Source organism: Jidongwangia harbinensis, assembly GCF_020216025.1.
Taxonomy (GTDB): domain Bacteria; phylum Actinomycetota; class Actinomycetes; order Mycobacteriales; family Micromonosporaceae; genus Actinoplanes; species Actinoplanes harbinensis.
On the sequence record NZ_JAIWNC010000013.1, the window covers coordinates 121837 to 137718 of the forward strand.

General features: G+C 74.4%; 17 protein-coding genes. 4 read left to right on the plus strand and 13 right to left on the minus strand.

The genetic code is table 11. The features are described 5' to 3' along the window. Nucleotides 1-2: 2 nt before the first annotated feature. Nucleotides 3-1541 (minus strand): amidohydrolase, encoded by a 1539-nt coding sequence (locus tag LDL48_RS19320; protein ID WP_225256557.1) that lies wholly within the window; start codon nucleotides 1539-1541, stop codon nucleotides 3-5. Between the two features lie 5 nt (nucleotides 1542-1546). Next, the gene (gene kdd, locus LDL48_RS19325) at nucleotides 1547-2605 is read right to left on the minus strand and encodes an L-erythro-3,5-diaminohexanoate dehydrogenase (protein ID WP_225256558.1); all 1059 of its coding nucleotides are present in this window, start codon (nucleotides 2603-2605) and stop codon (nucleotides 1547-1549) included. A gap of 135 nt (nucleotides 2606-2740) precedes the next feature. Between kdd and LDL48_RS19330 the strand changes: the two genes are divergently transcribed. Beyond that, on the plus strand, nucleotides 2741-4096 hold the full coding sequence (locus LDL48_RS19330; protein WP_225256664.1) for a KamA family radical SAM protein: 1356 nt from the start codon (nucleotides 2741-2743) through the stop codon (nucleotides 4094-4096). A gap of 13 nt (nucleotides 4097-4109) precedes the next feature. Here the strand turns inward: LDL48_RS19330 and LDL48_RS19335 are convergent, their stop codons facing one another. Next, a complete protein-coding gene (locus LDL48_RS19335; protein WP_225256559.1) occupies nucleotides 4110-4301 on the minus strand; it encodes a CsbD family protein in 192 nt (63 codons plus the stop codon). Nucleotides 4302-4419: 118 nt separating this feature from the next. Here LDL48_RS19335 and LDL48_RS19340 point away from each other — a divergent pair, with 118 nt between their 5' ends. After that, a complete protein-coding gene (locus LDL48_RS19340; RefSeq protein WP_225256560.1) occupies nucleotides 4420-5142 on the plus strand; it encodes a class I SAM-dependent methyltransferase in 723 nt (240 codons plus the stop codon). Here the strand turns inward: LDL48_RS19340 and LDL48_RS19345 are convergent. Genes LDL48_RS19345 through LDL48_RS19360 form a run of 4 tightly spaced genes read right to left on the minus strand, consistent with a single transcriptional unit; the run spans nucleotide 5131 to nucleotide 7744 of the window. Beyond that, nucleotides 5131-5844 (minus strand): phosphotransferase enzyme family protein, encoded by a 714-nt coding sequence (locus LDL48_RS19345; RefSeq protein WP_225256561.1) that lies wholly within the window; start codon nucleotides 5842-5844, stop codon nucleotides 5131-5133. The two genes, LDL48_RS19340 and LDL48_RS19345, sit on opposite strands and share 12 nt — an antisense overlap. Before the next feature lie 44 nt (nucleotides 5845-5888). Further along, on the minus strand, nucleotides 5889-6071 hold the full coding sequence (locus LDL48_RS19350) for a hypothetical protein (protein WP_225256562.1): 183 nt from the start codon (nucleotides 6069-6071) through the stop codon (nucleotides 5889-5891). 49 nt (nucleotides 6072-6120) lie between these two features. After that, nucleotides 6121-6576, minus strand: a complete 456-nt coding sequence (locus tag LDL48_RS19355) for an Lrp/AsnC family transcriptional regulator (RefSeq protein WP_225256563.1) — start codon at nucleotides 6574-6576, stop codon at nucleotides 6121-6123. Nucleotides 6577-6601: 25 nt separating this feature from the next. After that, entirely contained in the window at nucleotides 6602-7744 is a 1143-nt protein-coding gene (locus LDL48_RS19360; protein WP_225256564.1) for an acyl-CoA dehydrogenase family protein, read from the minus strand. Between the two features lie 82 nt (nucleotides 7745-7826). Between LDL48_RS19360 and LDL48_RS19365 the strand changes: the two genes are divergently transcribed. Continuing rightward, nucleotides 7827-8744, plus strand: coding sequence for a 5'-3' exonuclease (locus tag LDL48_RS19365; protein ID WP_225256565.1), 918 nt, complete (start codon nucleotides 7827-7829; stop codon nucleotides 8742-8744). Between the two features lie 21 nt (nucleotides 8745-8765). Here the strand turns inward: LDL48_RS19365 and LDL48_RS19370 are convergent, their stop codons facing one another. From LDL48_RS19370 to LDL48_RS19385, 4 genes are all read right to left on the minus strand, one after another. Next, entirely contained in the window at nucleotides 8766-10733 is a 1968-nt protein-coding gene (locus tag LDL48_RS19370) for a glycerophosphodiester phosphodiesterase family protein (RefSeq protein ID WP_225256566.1), read from the minus strand. A gap of 96 nt (nucleotides 10734-10829) precedes the next feature. Beyond that, nucleotides 10830-11177 (minus strand): GyrI-like domain-containing protein, encoded by a 348-nt coding sequence (locus LDL48_RS19375; protein ID WP_225256567.1) that lies wholly within the window; start codon nucleotides 11175-11177, stop codon nucleotides 10830-10832. A 64-nt stretch (nucleotides 11178-11241) separates the two neighbouring features. Next, entirely contained in the window at nucleotides 11242-11379 is a 138-nt protein-coding gene (locus LDL48_RS19380; RefSeq protein WP_225256568.1) for a MerR family DNA-binding transcriptional regulator, read from the minus strand. Nucleotides 11380-11405: 26 nt separating this feature from the next. Further along, nucleotides 11406-11597 carry a hypothetical protein gene (locus tag LDL48_RS19385; RefSeq protein ID WP_225256569.1) on the minus strand — a complete coding sequence of 64 codons (192 nt, stop codon included), beginning with the start codon at nucleotides 11595-11597 and terminating at the stop codon, nucleotides 11406-11408. 73 nt (nucleotides 11598-11670) lie between these two features. Here LDL48_RS19385 and LDL48_RS19390 point away from each other — a divergent pair, with 73 nt between their 5' ends. Beyond that, entirely contained in the window at nucleotides 11671-12711 is a 1041-nt protein-coding gene (locus LDL48_RS19390; protein WP_225256570.1) for a Gfo/Idh/MocA family protein, read from the plus strand. 63 nt (nucleotides 12712-12774) lie between these two features. Here LDL48_RS19390 and LDL48_RS19395 read toward each other — a convergent pair whose 3' ends face one another. Together LDL48_RS19395 and LDL48_RS19400 are read right to left on the minus strand one after the other, a co-directional pair. Then, nucleotides 12775-15153: an ABC transporter permease gene (locus tag LDL48_RS19395; RefSeq protein ID WP_225256571.1), complete on the minus strand. Its 2379-nt coding sequence runs from the start codon at nucleotides 15151-15153 to the stop codon at nucleotides 12775-12777. Then, nucleotides 15150-15842 (minus strand): ABC transporter ATP-binding protein, encoded by a 693-nt coding sequence (locus tag LDL48_RS19400; RefSeq protein ID WP_225256572.1) that lies wholly within the window; start codon nucleotides 15840-15842, stop codon nucleotides 15150-15152. The genes LDL48_RS19395 and LDL48_RS19400 overlap by 4 nt, the downstream gene beginning before the upstream one ends. Nucleotides 15843-15882: the final 40 nt, after the last annotated feature.

Genomic DNA, 15882 nt, shown 5'->3' on the forward strand with positions numbered 1-15882 from the left:
CGTCACTCCTCGTAGATGGTCTGGCCGGACAACACCGTCCGGCGGCACACCGGCCGCGGCGGCACCGCGCCGTCGACGTCCGGCAACAGCGCCGGCAGGCCGTCGCGCAGCCCGCCCGGCGTCTCCCACACCGCGAACGACGCGGCCGCACCCGGCACCAGCGTCCCCGCCCCGTCCTGCCCGGCGGCCCGCCAGCCGCCCCGGGTGGACGCCGCGAACGCCGCCCGCACACTCATCCGGTACGCCGGGTTGCGCGGCGCCGCCGCCGCGGCCACCACCGTCCACGGGTCCAGCGCGGTCACCGGCGAGTCCGAGCCGAACGCCAGCGCCACCCCGGTGGCGTGCATCGCCCCGATCGGGTTGGACGCCATCGCCCGTTCCACACCGAGCCGCTGCGCGTACATCCGGTCCGGCCCGCCCCACAGCAGGTCGAACACCGGCTGGACGCTGGCCACCACACCGAACTCCACCATCCGGGCGATCATCGGCTTGTCGATCAGCTCGACGTGCTCGACGCGGTACCGGCCCTCGCGCAACCGGTCCACCCCGACCGCCCGGGCGGCCAGCGCGAAACCCTCCAGCACGGTCTCGATCGCCGCGTCCCCGATCGCGTGGAACCCGCCCTGCACGCCCACGCTGACGCAGTCCAGCAGATGGTCGGCGGCCTGCGCGGCGGTCACGAACGCCTCACCGCACCCCGGCCCGTCGTGGTACGGCGACCGCACCGACGCGGTCCGCGAACCCAGCGCCCCGTCCGCGTACAGGTCGCCGGCCGCACCCACCGCGCCCAGCTCCCGGGCCTTCGCCGCACCGCCCAGCTCGCCCCAGTAGCCGAACACCAGCGGCAGCCCGTCGCCGGACAGCGCCAGCACCGACGCGAAGTCCGCCTCGCTGGACGTGCCCGGCCCGGCGCACTCGTGCACCGCGGCCACCCCCGTCGCGGCGGCCCGGCGCAACGCGGTGCGCTGCGCGGCCGTGCGCTGCTCCGGCGTCAGCGCACCCAGCGCCACCGCCCGCACCGCGTGGTGGGCCTGCTCCCGCACCCAGCCGGACGCGTCGTAACCGGGCACCCCCGCGGCCGCCGGCAAGAGCGACGACGAGCAGAGCGCGGAGTGCACCGACGCCTGCGACAGGTACGCCCGGCGCCCGCCCGCGGCCCGCTCCAGCACCTCGGCGGACGGCGGCGTCTGGTCCGGCCAGGTCGACTCGTCCCAGCCGTGGCCGTGCACCACGCCGTCCGCCGGGCGGGTCCGGGCGAACGCCGCCACCGCGTCCAGCAACTCGCCGGCCGACCGGGTGCCGGACAGGTCCAGCCCGTCGAACGCCAGCCCGGTGTCGGTGGCGTGCAGGTGCGCGTCCACGAACGCGGGCGTCACCAGCGCCCCGTCCAGGTCCACGGTGCGGTCGGCGGCGGGCGCGTCGGCGTCCGCGCCCAGCCACACGATCCGGCCGTCGCGCACCAGCATGGCGGTCGCACGGGGCTCGGCGGCGGAGTAGAAGCGGCCGTTGCGGTACCGGGTCGGGGGGTGTTCAGCAGTCATGGATGTCAGTGTCCCGCGAGACGCCGCTCGAAGATCGCCCGCACTGCCGGATCGCGCCGCACCAGGTCCACCGCGAACGCCGCGTGGCCGGGCACGTACCCGTTGCCGATCAGCATCGTCACGTCCGCGGCCAGGCCCTCCGCGCCCAGCGCCGCCGCGGAGAAGCTGGTCGCCATCGAGAAGAAGATCACCGTGCCGCCGTTCGCGGTGGACAGGATCGCGCCGTGCTCGCACCCCGGCACGTCCACGCACACCACGGTGACCGTCGCCGGATGCCCCAGCGCCGCCGCCACCGCGGTGGACACCGCGACCGGATCCCGCGCGTCCGCGACCGCGACCCGGTCGGCCAGCCCGGTCTCGGTCAGCGCGTCGCGCTCGGCGTCCGAGACGACCACCCCGACGGTACGGGCACCGGCCAGCCGCGCCGCCGCCAGCGCCAGCGACCCGCTCTTGCCCGCGCCGCCCAGCACCGCCACGGTCACCGGGGTCACGTCGTGCGCGATCTGCGCCGCGCCCACATACGCCTTGACGATCCGGTCGGTCAGCGCCGGCGCGCCGCACACGTCGTACACCGCCAGGGCCAGCTCCGGTGGCAGGTCGTCGGGCAGCACCGCCACCACCGACCGGCCGAACAGGATCGCGTGTCCCTGCGCCGGCACCTGCTCGCCGGTGCCGTCCCAGCCGGCCAGGCCGTCCGTGACGACCAGCGGGGTCAGGGTCAGCGACACCAGCGTGGCCACCCGGTCACCCGGCTTCACCGCCAGCGGCGACGCCGGTCCCACCTCGTCCACGACGCCGATCAGCATGCCGCCCGAGCCGGTCACCGGGTTGTGCATCTTGCCGTGCGTACCGATGATCTCCAGCACCTCGGCCCGCACCGCGGCGCCGTCACCGCCGTGCTTGTCGGCGAGCTGCCGGAAGCTGGCCGCGTCCAGGTTGAGCCGTTCCACCCGGATCCGGACCTCGTCCGGCCCGAGCGCCGGCGTGGTGTCCAGCCGCCAGGCCGCCTGGGGCAGCACCCCGGCCGGCTCGACCACCCGGGAGATCCCCACGGGAACCGTCATGCCCACCATCCTCACGTGAAACAGCCTGCCATTCGGCGAGCCAGCCGTAAATCCTCCGGATCTACGGTTACTGGACCGCAGATTCTCCAGTATCGTCGACGAATCCGATCATCATCGCAGGAGGCTCGCGTGACCATCGCCGAGGCAGCCGGCCAGCCGTACGAGTACCAGCGCCGCACCCTGGTCGAGCCCGACTGGACCCGCTTCCCCGGCTGGCGCGACGTCACCGCCCGGCAGTGGGAATCGGCCCAGTGGCAGCGGGTCAACTGCGTCAAGAACATCAAGCAACTCCGCGCCGTCCTGGGCGACCTCGTCGACGAGACCTTCTACGCCGACCTGGAGACCGACCAGCAGCGCCTGGCCACCATGTCGATGCTGCTACCGCCGCAGATGCTCAACACCATGGTGCCCGACAAAACACCCGATACGGAGTCGTTCTACGCAGACCCCATCCGGCGGTACATGCTGCCCGTCGCCACCGACCGCCACCTCGACTGGCCGTCCCACCCGCACGCCACCCGCGACTCCCTGCACGAGCACGACATGTGGGTCGCCGAGGGCCTCACCCACCGCTACCCCACCAAGGTGCTCGCCGAACTGCTCTCCACCTGCCCGCAGTACTGCGGGCACTGCACCCGGATGGATCTTGTCGGCAACAGCACCCCCACGGTCGACAAGCTCAAGCTCACCCTCAAACCGGTCGACCGGTACGACGCCCACCTCGCCTACCTGAAGGCGCACCCCGGCGTCCGGGACGTGGTCGTCTCCGGCGGCGACGTCGCCAACGTGCCCTGGAAGCAGCTCGAGGCGTACCTCATGGGTCTGCTCTCCGTGCCCACCGTCCGCGACATCCGCCTGGCCACCAAGGCCCTCGCCGGCCTGCCCCAGCACTGGCTGCAGGGCGACGTGGTGGAAGGGCTGCACCGGGTCGCCATCACCGCCGAACGGCGCGGCGTCAACCTGGCCATCCACACCCACGTGAACCACGTCAACTCGCTGACCCCGCTGGTGGCCCGGGCCGCCCGGATGGCCGTCGAGGTCGGCGTGCGCGACGTCCGCAACCAGGGCGTGCTCATGCGCGGCGTCAACGCCACCGGCAAGGACCTGCTGGACCTCTGCTTCGGACTACAGGGCGAGACCGGCATCCTGCCGTACTACTTCTACATGTGCGACATGATCCCCAACGCCGAGCACTGGCGCGTGCCGGTCTGGTACGCCCAGCAACTCCAGCACGACATCATGGGCTACCTGCCCGGGTACGCCACCCCGCGGATCGTCTGCGACGTCCCGTTCGTCGGCAAGCGCTGGGTGCACATGGTCACCGAGTACGACCGCGAACACGGCATCTCGTACTGGACCAAGAACTACCGCACCTCGCTCGAAGCCACCGACGACGAGGCGCTCACCAAGCTGTACGCGTACTACGACCCGATCGACACGCTGCCCGACTCCGGCCAGAAGTGGTGGAGCAAGCAGCTGATCTCCGAGTAGGGCGACCGCCCGGTCAGCTGAACGCGTCCCGCACGTCGCGGCCGGCGTCCTTCACGTGCTCACCGGCCTGCTTGGCATGCGCGGCCGTCTCCTGCGCCTGCCCCTCGGCGACCAGGCGCTCGTTGTCCGTGGCGTCGCCGATGCCCTGCTTCGCCTTGCCGGTCAGTTCGTCGGCCTTGTTCTTGGCCTTGTCCGAGAAGCTCATCGTCAACCTCCATGCTCGGCACCCGAATGTGCCCGCGTCGCCGGGTGGCAAAACCGGTCCGGTGACGCGGTGCACCGCGTCTCAGGCGTCCTAGGATACCAGTCTGTAGGCTTGGATCATGGATGACCGCTCCGCACACGCGCTCTCGTTCGGACCCGCCGCGCACCGCTACGAACGCGGCCGGCCGCCGTACCCCACCGCCGCCCTCGACTGGCTGCTGCCCGACGGCGCGCCGCGGGTGCTCGACCTCGGGGCCGGCACCGGCAAGCTGACCCGGCAGATCCACGCCCGCGGCCTGCCGGTCACCGCCGTCGACCCGTCCGAGGGCATGCTCGCTGAGCTGCGCCGCGTCCTGCCCGACGTACCGGCCCACCTCGGCAGCGCGGAACGCATCCCGCTGAGCGACGACAGCGTGGACGCGGTCGTGGTGGCGCAGGCCTGGCACTGGATGGACCCGGTGCGCGCCCCCGCCGAGATCGCCCGGGTCCTCTCCCCCGGCGGCCGGCTCGGCCTGGTCTGGAACCTGCGCGACCGGGCCACCGACTGGGTCGGCCGGCTGGACCGGATCATCGGCACCGCCGAGGACCAGCTCAGCCCACGCATCGGCCCGCCGTTCGGTCCGGCCGAGACGCGCGAGTTCCGCTGGACGCACCGCCTCGGGCCGGACCAGTTGCTCGACCTGGTCGCCTCCCGCAGCAACGTCATCCTGCTGCGCAGCGACGAACGCGCGGCCGTGCTGGCGCAGGTGCGGCAGATGCTGATCACCCACCCGGACCTGGTCGGGCGCACCGAGTTCGAGCTGCCGTACGTCACCCTGGGTGTGCGCGCCTCACTCGCCTGACAGGGCCTGCCGCCAGACGTCGCGGTGCGCGGACACGTAGTCGGCGGCACCCTGCCAGCGGTCGCCGTGGCCCTCGTCCCAGAGCCGCGCCCAGGGTTGCTCGCCGGTGGCCGAGGCGCGCCGCAGCAGGTCCGCCATGGCCCGGGTGCGCCGGGCCAGCATCGCCGGTAACGCCACCCGGCCGGCCGGACCGAGCCGGTAGCCGTCGATCACCGCGCGCAGCCGCACCGCGTCCGCGGCCGGGTCGCCGCCCGCCACCAGCGGGGCGAACGTCTGCGCCAGGTACGCCAGGTCCCACAGCCGGGTCCCGGGGGCGGCGGCGTCCCAGTCGACGAAGACCCAGCGGTCGCCGTCGCGGATCAGGTTCCACGGCGCCAGGTCCTGGTGGCAGATCAGGTCGGTGCCGTCGGCCGGGATGGCGCAGTCCCACCGGGCGCCGGGCGGCGGGACGAAGCCGGCCGACACGTCGTGCAGATCCCGGACCAGGGCGCCGAGCCGGTGCAGGTCGGCGGCCGTCATCGGGGGCTGCCGGTCGGCCGGTGTGCCGGGCACGTACTCGAGGATCTGGCGACCCTGGGCGTCGCGGCCGGTGACCCGGGGCGCGGCCGGAAAGCCCGCGGCCTCGAGGTGCCGCAGGTACGCGTGGACGGACGGCGTGGCGGCCGTCCACGGCTTGCGGACCGTGTCGCCGCTGCGGACCACGCTGTCGGCGACGTTGCCGCCGGTCAGTGGCTCCTCCGGGGGCGTCAGCCGGCCCCGCCGGCGCGCAGCTGGTACTCCTCCTCGCTGCCGACGGCCGGCCGGGACACGGCCTGCACCACCGGCTGCACCGGCACCATCTCGTCCTGGGTGATCCGGGCCGGCAGGCGACGGAACTTCGCCCGCGGGTCCATGTCCGTCCGCAGATCCACGTCCGTCCGCTGCTCCATGGTGATCAGGATACGGCCCCAGGTCACCGGCCACATCCCCTAAACCGTCCTAGGATGAAGGCTCCTGGATGCGGGGCGGGCGGTTCTCGTACGGCGTGGACAGGACCACCGTGGTGCGGGTGGTGACGTTCGCGGCGGTCCGGATCTCCTGCAGCAGCCGCTCCAGGTCGGCGGGGCTGGCCACCCGTACCAGCAGCAGGTAGAAGTCCTCCCCGGCCACCGAGTAGCAGGAGTCGATCTCGGCGAGATGCGCCAGCCGCTCCGGGGCGTCGTCCGGCTGCGACGGGTCGAACGGCCGGATCGCCACGAACGCGGTCAACGGCAGGCCGAGAGCCTCGTACGACACCCGGCCGGTGTAGCCCTTGATCACCCCGCGCTGCTCGAGGCGGCGTACCCGCTGGTGTACCGCCGACACGCTGAGCCCGACCCGTTCCGCCAGATCCGTGTACGACAGCCGCCCGTCCGCGGTGAGGGCGGCCACGATCGCCCGGTCGATCTCTTCCACGGGCGACACACTACTGGCCCGGCGATCAGCCACGGGTCAGCGCACGGCTGATCACCATCCGCTGGATCTGGTTGGTGCCCTCCACGATCTGCAGCACCTTGGCCTCCCGGAACCAGCGCTCGACCGGGTGGTCCGCGACGTAGCCGTACCCGCCGAGCACCTGCACCGCGTCCGTGGTGACCCGCATGGCCGCGTCCGTGGCGAACAGCTTCGCCTTCGCCGCCTCGGTGGAGAACGGCCGCCCGGCGTCCTTGAGCCGCGCCGCCGCCAGGGTCAGCGCCCGCGCCGCCGACACCTGGGTGGCCATGTCGGCCAGCAGGAACCCGACGCCCTGGAACTCGGCGATCGGGCGGCCGAACTGCTCGCGCTCCCGGGCGTACCCGGCGGCGTAGTCCACCGCGGCCTGGGCCAGCCCCACCGCGCACGCGGCGATGCCCAGCCGGCCCGAGTCCAGCGCCTGCATGGCGATCCGGAAACCGGTGCCCTCGCCGCCGACCAGCCGGTCCGCGGGGATCCGGGCGCCGTCCAGCACGATCTGCGCCGGCGCCGCGGACCGCATGCCCATGGTCCGCTCCGGCGCCTGCGGGATCAGGCCGGGCGTGTCGGCGTCCGCGAACAGGCAGGAGATGCCGGAGGCGCCCGGGCCGCCGGTGCGGCAGAAGATGTTGTAGAAGTCCGCGTGGCCGCCGTGGGTGATCCACGCCTTGGTGCCGTCGAGAACGAAGTCGTCGCCGTCGCGCACGGCGCGGGTGGTCAGCGCCGCGGCGTCCGACCCGCCCTGCGGCTCGGACAGGCAGTAGGCGCCGAGTAGGTCGCCGCCGAGCAGGTCGGGCAGCAGCTTGCGCTGGCGTTCGGTGCCGTGCGCGGCGACCGGGAAGCAGGACAGCGTGTGCACGCTGACCGCTTCCGCGATGCCCAGCCAGGAGCCGGCCAGGATCTCCAGGACCTGCAGATACACCTCGTACGGCTGGCCGCCGCCGCCGTCCGCCTCCGGGTACGGCAGGCCGAGCAGGCCGGCCCGGCCGACGGTGCGGATGATCTCGCGCGGGAACTCGCCGCGAGCCTCGAAGTCGGACACCCGGGGCGCCAGCTCGCCGGTGGCGAGTTCCTGGGTCAGGCCGAGCAGGTCGGAGGCTTCCTCCGTGGGCAGGATCCGGTCCACCGTCATGCCCGTGAGCTTAACGAACGTTAGGTGGCCGCGCGTCATGCCGGTGCTGGGTCGGCGGCCGGATCTGTGCCAGGCTGCTCGCGTGACCGATCGACCGCTACTCGCCGTGGACGCGCCCAGCCTCTACTTCCGGGCCTTCCACGGTATCCCGGAGAACGCCGCCCGCACCGACGCCGGTGAGCCGGTCAACGCGATCCGCGGCTTCCTCGACATGATCGCCCAGCTGGTCCGCACCCGCCGCCCGGACCGGGTGGTGTGCGCCCTGGACGCGGACTGGCGGCCGGCCTGGCGGGTCGAGCTGGTGCCGTCGTACAAGCGGCACCGGGTCGCGCACGGCGACGTCGAGGAGGTCCCGGCCTCCCTGGAACGCCAGGTCCCGGTGCTGCTCGAGGTCCTCGAGGCGGTCGGCATCCCGGCGTTCGGAGTGGCCGGGTACGAGGCCGACGACGTGCTCGGCACGCTGGCCACCACGCAGCCGGCGCCGGTCGAGGTGGTCTCCGGCGACCGGGACCTGTTCCAGCTCGTCGACGACGAGCGCGGCGTGCGGCTGCTGTATTGCGGCCGCGGCGTGGCCAAACTGGAGGACAGCGACAACGCGCTGGTGGAGCGGAAGTACGGCGTGCCGGCCCGCTGGTACGCGGACTTCGCGGCGATGCGCGGCGACCCCAGCGACGGGCTGCCCGGCGTGCCCGGCGTGGGCGAGAAGACCGCGGCCCGGCTGATCAACCGGTACGGCGGCATCGAGGAGATCCTGGCCGCGCTGGACGACCCGGAGGCCGGGTTCGCGCCCGGGCTGCGCGCCAAGCTCAAGAACTCCGAGGAATACCTGATCAAGGCGCTGCCGGTGTGCCGGGTGGCCCGGGACGTGGCGCTGCCGCCGTTCGACGCGGCGCTGCCGTCCGCCCCGGAGGATCCGGACCGGCTGCTCGCGCTGGCCCAGCGGTGGAACCTGGCCGGCTCGGCCCGGCGCCTGGTGGACGCGCTGGCCGGCCCGGGCTGAGCCCGGGCCGGTTCCCGCGGGTCAGCGCAGGCCGTTGCGCCGGGCGACCAGGACCGCCAGGTCCGGGTCGTCGGAGATCAGGCCGTCCACACCCAGGTCGATCACGCGCTGCATGATCGCCGCGTCGTTGATCGTGTACGGCACCACCGTCAGGCCGTACCGGCGTTGCAGCACCGGGACCGGCGGGCCGGCGAAGTACTCCGGGTGCCGGCGCAGGTACCAGTCCGGGTCCGCCACCACGGGCTGGGCCGGGTCGTGCACCTGCCAGTTCGCCGACACCGTACCGGCGCCGGCGGCCCGCACCAGAGCGCCCAGGTCCCGGTGGTCCCACCAGTCCAGGCCGCCGGTCCACGGGCTGCGCACCGACGGGTCGCCGTACACCGCCCGCAGGGAGCACTCGTCGGCGAGCGAACGGCACTCGGCCCGGCCGTACTGCCACACCAGCGCCACCGTGGCGATGCGCGGCGCGAGCTTGCGGGACAGCCGGATGGTGCGCCAGTCGAAGGACTGGATGGTGGCCCGGGACGCGAAGCCGGCCGCGGTGATCGCCCGGGTGAGCTTGGCCGCGAACGTGCCGGGGCCGACCGTGTCGTCCGGCGTGACCGGGCTGAGCTTGGTCTCGATGTTGAGGCGGACGTCGGTGCGGCCGCTGGCCCGGACCGCGGCGAACACCTCGTCCAGCGTCGGGATCCGCGCGCCGGGCACGGGCTGCTGCGCGGGGAACTCGGGCAGCGTCCGGGAGCCGCAGTCGACGGTCCGGAGCTGGGCCAGCGTCAGGTCGTGGACGAGCCGGCCGACGTAGCGGCCGGCGCCGGTGTCGGTGCAGCGGGCCGGGTCGACCGTGCGGTCGTGGGTGACCACGAGGACCCCGTCGCGGGTGACGCCGGTGTCCAGCTCCAGCGTGGACACGTCCGGGTCGGCCAGCGAGCGGCGGAACGCGGCCAGGGTGTTCTCCGGAACGGCGGCCCGGCCGCCGCGGTGCGCCTGGATGTCGAACGGGGAGGCGTACGCCCGGGGCAGCGGGCGGCCCAGCGCGGCGAGGACGCCGCGCAGCCGGTCCGGGTAATCGGTGATCAGGCCGTCCACGCCCAGCGCGATCAGGTCGCGCATCACGGCCGGCTCGTTCACCGTCCACGGCACCACCTCGATGCCGTGCCGGTGCGCCCGCCGGACCAGGTCCCGGGTGACGTACGGGTCGTAGCCACCGCCGGCGCGCGGCCAGCCGTACACCGGGGAGAACGCGTCCGCGCCGAACGACCGGACCGCCGCCACCGGGTCACCGCCGAAGTCGTCGATGTCCAGCCCGCCGAGCCACGGCGACCGGCCGGGCTGCCCGGTCTGCAGGAAGTCGCGGTTGGTCAGCGCCACGATCGGCAGCCGCGGCGCGACCCGGCGCATCAGCATCAGCGCGCCCCAGTCGAAGCTCTGCACGGTCACCTGGCGGGCCAGCCCGGCGCGGCCCACCTCGGCGGCGACCACCCGGACGAACCGCTCGCGCGGCGCGGTCTCGGCCGGCGCGCCGGCCTCCACCTTGGTCTCCACGTTCAGCGTCACGCCGCTCGCCCGGTACCGGCGCACCAGGTCGAACACCTCGCGCAGCAGCGGCATCCCGGCGCCCGGCACGTCCACCCGTCCGGGTGAGGGCGCCGCCGGCGTGCCGCAGTCGAACGTGCGGATCTGGGCGAGCGTCAGGTCCTTGACGTACCGGCCGGCGTACTCGGTGTCGCACTTGCGGCCGTCCACCCGGCGGTCGTGGGTGACCACCGCGTGACCGTCCCGGGTGATCTGCACGTCCAGTTCCAGCGTGCTGACGCCGAGGCGCAGCGCGTGGCCGAAGGCGGCGAGCGTGCTCTCCGGGCGCAGGCCCAGGCCGCCGCGGTGGGCCTGCAGGTCGAACGGTCGGGAGGCGGTCGCCGGGGCCGGCGCGACGAGCACCGCGGCCGCCACCGCCACTGCCGCGACCGCCGCGTTCACACGTGTCCAAGACATGCCCGCAACCTGCCGGGACGGCATGGCCGGACGGTGAACGCCGGGCTAATCCGCGGCGAAGCTGAGAGCGAGGAGTTTCCGCGGCATGACGGGTCGTCAGTGGTACGGCAGGGCGACGTCGCACACGGTGAGGATGCGGGGCGGCTCGAAATGACCGGCGGCCACCGGCAGGTACGCCTCCCGGTGCGCGGGCTCGGTGCGTACCGCCGCGGTGGTGACGTCGACCCGCCCGGCGTGCACCGGCACACAGACCTCGACCACCCCGGGAAGGTCCTCCCCGACCCGGCTGTGGAAGACCACGAACCGCGGGCCGGCCGGGCCGCCGTGCCGGTCCGCGACCGCGCCGAGCCGGGCGCTCGCCTCGGCGGTCCAGCCCAGCTCGCTCATCGTGACGTGCCGCTGCTCGGTGAGCACCGTCCGGGCCGGCACGTCCCGGGTCCGCACCGGCCAGTCGCCGTCCGGCGCGCAGCAGGGCGATCAGCCGGGCCGCGTACAGCTGGTTCTCGTTCTAGCGGCGGTATCCGTTACCGGGCTCCACGTCGGCCGGGCGGAGCAGCCCGATCCGGTCGTACAGGCGCAGGGCCTTGATCGACAGCCCGGACCGGGCGCCGAACTCGCCGCGGGTGAGCAGCCCGTCGTCAGGCAACCGGGAACGCCACGTCGAACACCAGGTCATCCTCGCCCGCCGAGGTGAAGTCGGTCCAGCCACGGCTGGGCGGAGGTCCGCAACCCGGCCCCGCCCGCCCGCGCCTCCACCCGTGCCATCGCGCCGGGCAGCCACCCGATCAGCTCGGCCTCGTCCACCGTGCGCGCCTCGACCGTCACCCGCTGCTCCGGCACGTCCCGCAGTTCGATCTCGTCCATGGCGCCGACTGTCCGGGCTGCCCCAGGGGCCGGGTCAAGGCGCCCGCCCGGGAGGGACCCTAGGGTGGGACGCATGACCTCGTTCGTGGTGGTGGGCGCCGGCTGGCGCGCGGAGATGTTCTGGCGGCTCGCGGACGGCCTGCCCGGCGTGGAGTGCCTGGGCGCGGTGGTGCGCAGCCCGCGGGACCTGCCGGTGCCGACGTTCGCGTCGCTGGACGAGGTCCGCCCGGACTTCGTGGTGACCGCGGTGTCCTGGGGACCGAACCCGGAGGTGATCCGGGACGCGGTCCGGCGCGGCCTGCCGGTGCTGTCCGAGACGCCGCCGGCACCCGACCTGGCCGGGCTGCGCGAGCTGTGGGCGGCGGTCGGCGACTCCGGGCTGGTCCAGGTGGCCGAGCAGTACCTGCTGGTGCCGGCGCACGCGGCCCGGCTGGCGGCGGTACGCGACCAGGTGATCGGCACGCCCACGCAGGTGCAGGTGTCGTCCACCCACCAGTACCACGCCGTCTCGCTGATCCGCGGTTTCCTCGGCGTGGGACACGACCCGGTGACGGTACGCGCGACCCGCACCACCGCCCCGCTGGTGAACCCGCTGACCCGGGACGGCTGGACCGACGACCCGGAGCCGAGACCCGCCACCACCGTCCTCGCCACCCTGGACTTCGGCGCCGGCCGCTCCGGGCTGTACGACTTCACCGACAACCAGTGGCACAACCAGCTGCGGTTCCGCCGCATCGTGGTCCGCGGCACGCACGGCGAGCTGCGCGACGACGAGGTGGTCCGGCTGGCCGCGCCGCGCACCGTGGTGCGTACCCCGCTGGTGCGCCGGCAGACCGGGTACGACCTGGACCTGGACGGCTTCGAGACGGACACCATCACGCTCGGATCCCAGGTGCTGTTCCGCAACCCGCTGCTCGGTCACCGGTACAGCGACGAGGAGATCGCGATCAGCACCCAGCTCGGGCAGATGGCGGCCTGGGTGCGCGGGGAGGGGCCGCCGCCGTACCCGCTCGCCGACGGCCTGCAGGACCACCGGATCGCGCTGGCGATCGGCGAGGCCGCGGACACCGACCGCACCGTGGTCACCGGCCCGGAGCCGTGGCACGCCGGCTGAGCGTCACCACGGGCGCCGGACCGGTGAGCCGCCCCGCACCACCGGACGGACGGCGCCGGGCGGCTACTCGGTACGCAGCGCGACCGCGGTCCGGGTCCGGGCCGCCCAGCCGGCCGGCAGCAGCGCGCCGCCGACCGCGATGACCAGGCCGCCCAGGCCGAACAGCAGCAGGTCGACCGGCCGGTACGCATCGGTCACCGAGGCCGGCAGGGCGAACCCGGCGCCGCCGGCCATCGCGTCCAGGACCGCGCGCTGCACCGCCACGCCGATCGCCGTGCCGGCGGCGCCGCCGGCCAGCCCGGTGACCACCACCGAGGCGACCACCATCGCGGTCATCTGCCGCGGCGTCATCCCGAGTGCCTTGTGGACGCCCAGGTCGTGGACCCGTTCCCGGGTCTCCAGCACCACCACGTTCAGCACGCCCAGCCCGGCGACCACCACCAGCATCAGGCTGAGCAGCCCGGTCAGGGTACCGATGATGAGCAGCATCTCGTCGGGTTCGTGACTGACCGTCGTGGCGTCCGCGCCGGCCGGCCGCAGCGCCTCGCCGAGCCCGGTGGCGTACGCCTCGCGGTCGGTGCCGGGCCGCACCGTGACGAAGTACGTCGCCGGCGCCAGGTCCGGTTCGGCGGCGTGCAGCGTCGCCAGGTCCGTGACCACCTGCATGCCGTCGCCGTCCACGTTGAACGCCTCCCCGACGATGCGGACGGCGATCTCGACGCCCCGGCCGGTCAGCGTGACGGTGTCACCCACCCGGGTGCCGGTCGCGGTCAGAAACGGTGTGGCGACCACGATCTGCCCCGGACCGGTCAGCCAGGAGCCGGACACCATCCGGTAGTACCTCCCCGCGTTCGTGCCGGTGACCCCGACGGCGTCGAGCGCACCGGTGACGCCGGGGACGGTCACCTCGGTCTGCGCCAGGCCCACGTAGTCGCCGGTCCCGGGCTGCGCGGTGAGCGCCGCGACGACCGCCGGACCGTCGAGCGACGGCGGTTCCTCCCCCACCGGGGTGCCGCCCGGCGGCGGACCGCCGCCGGGGCCTTCCCGGCTGCCCTCGAACCGGGGCATCACCCGCACGTCGGCGACGTCCTCCACCTCCTGGATCCGGTTCAGCGAGACACTCAGGCCGACCGCGAAGGTCACCGCCGCGGCGCCGAACGCGATCGCCGCGACCACACTGGCGGAGCGCAACGGGCGGGCGAACGGATGGGCCAGGCCTAGCGTCAGCGGACGGGGCAACGGCAACCGCGCGGTCCACCGGGCCGCCCACCGGCCGCGGCCGGGCCGGGGGGTACGGCCCACGGCGAGCGCGTCGACGCTGCGCAGGCGACCGGCCCGGGCCGCGGCGGCCCACGCGGTCACCGTCACCACGAGCAGCGCGCCGGCCGCGACCACCAGGTGGACCCCGAGCGCCACCCCGCTGTCGGCCGTGCCGTACACCCGGTCGGTCTGATTCAGGATCGGTTTGGTCAGCACGGTGCCCAGGCCGAGGCCGGCCGCCACGCCCACCCCGGCGGGCACGAGCGCCTGGCCCAGATAGGCCCGGACCACCTGCGCCGGGGTGAACCCGAGCGCCTTGAGGATGCCGATCCGCCGGGTGGCGGCGGAGATCGCGCCGGCGATCACGTTGCCGACGATGAACACCGCCATCACCACCCCGAGCACACCGAACGCGATCAGGAACGGCACCAGCAGCACGGTCCGTTCGGTGGCGTCGCGCCGGGTGGTCAGCCAGGACACCGCCCCGGTGAGCGCGCCGGCCGGCACGGCGCCGGCCACCGCCGCCCGGCCCGCCTCCACCTGCGCGGTCGTGCCGGCGGCGCGGAACCGGTAGAGCATCTGGTAACCCCGTGGGCCGCCGGCCGTGGTCCACGCGGCGACCTGGGCCGGGGTGACCCAGGCGTCGGCCGTGCCGCTGACCGACCGGGCCTTGCCGACCAGCGTCACGGTCGGCGTACCGGGCAGGTCGGGCAGCGTCCAGGTGGCGCCGAGCGGGACCGGCGGCCCCTGGCGCCCGGGGTCGACGGCCAGCACGATCTCGCCCGGGGCGCTCGCCCACCGCCCGGCGGTCAGCTCCGGCCGGTCGACCGCGCCGTCCGGGGCGGCGCGGCCCACCACGGCCATCGGCGGGAGGCGCCGGCCGCGCTGTTCCCGCAGGGTGACCTGGGTGGTGGGGAACGGACCGGCGGACGCGGCCACACCGTCGGCCCGGGCGGACGCGGCCAGCTGCGCCGGCGTCACGGCACCGGCGTCGAACTGGGCGCTCAGGTGCGCGCCCCGCTGCTGGCCGAACGCCCGGTCGAACGGGTCCCGCGACGCCACCATCAGGGAGGCGCCCAGCACCGCGGACGTCACCGCGATCATCACCACCAGGCCGATGACGACGGTCGGCACCCGCCGCCGCCCGACGCCGGACCGGACCACCCGGCTCAGCGCGCTCATCGGACCAGCTCCGCCGCGGTGTCGTCGGCGATCCGGCCGTCCAGCAGCCGCACGGTGCGGGTGGCACAGGTCTCGGCGAGGACCAGGTCGTGGGTGACCAGGATGATCGTCTGCCCGTCCGCGTGCAGCTCGGCGAGCAGCCGCCGGACGTCCGCACCGGCCGCGGTGTCCAGCGCACCGGTCGGCTCGTCGGCCAGCAGCAGCGCCGGGCGGTTCATCAGGGCCCGGGCCACCGCGACGCGCTGCCGTTCCCCGCCGGAGAGCCGCCCGGGGTACGCGCCGGCGTGCCGGTCGACGCCGAGCGCGCCGAGCAGCTCGGCGGCGCGCCGCTGCGCCGTGCCGCGCGCCATCCCGGCGAGCTGGGCGGGCAGCATCACGTTGTCCGCGACGGTCAGGTCGTCGAGCAGGTTGAAGAACTGGAACACCAGGCCGATGCGGGCCCGCCGGTACCGGGCCGAGGCCGCCTCGCCCAGCTGGTCGACGCGGACACCGTCCACGGTGACCGTGCCTGCGGTCGGCCGGTCCAGTCCGGCGAGGAGGTTGAGCAACGTGGACTTGCCACTGCCGGACGGTCCGAGGACGGCCACCGACTCGCCCGGCGCCACCCGCAGGGACACCTCGTGCAGGGCCGGCGGGCCCTCGTCGTACCGGCGGCTCACCTCGCGCATCTCGATCAGTGGTTCCGGCATGGCGGTCTCCTCAGGGTCGTTCCCGGCTGACGGCGCCGAC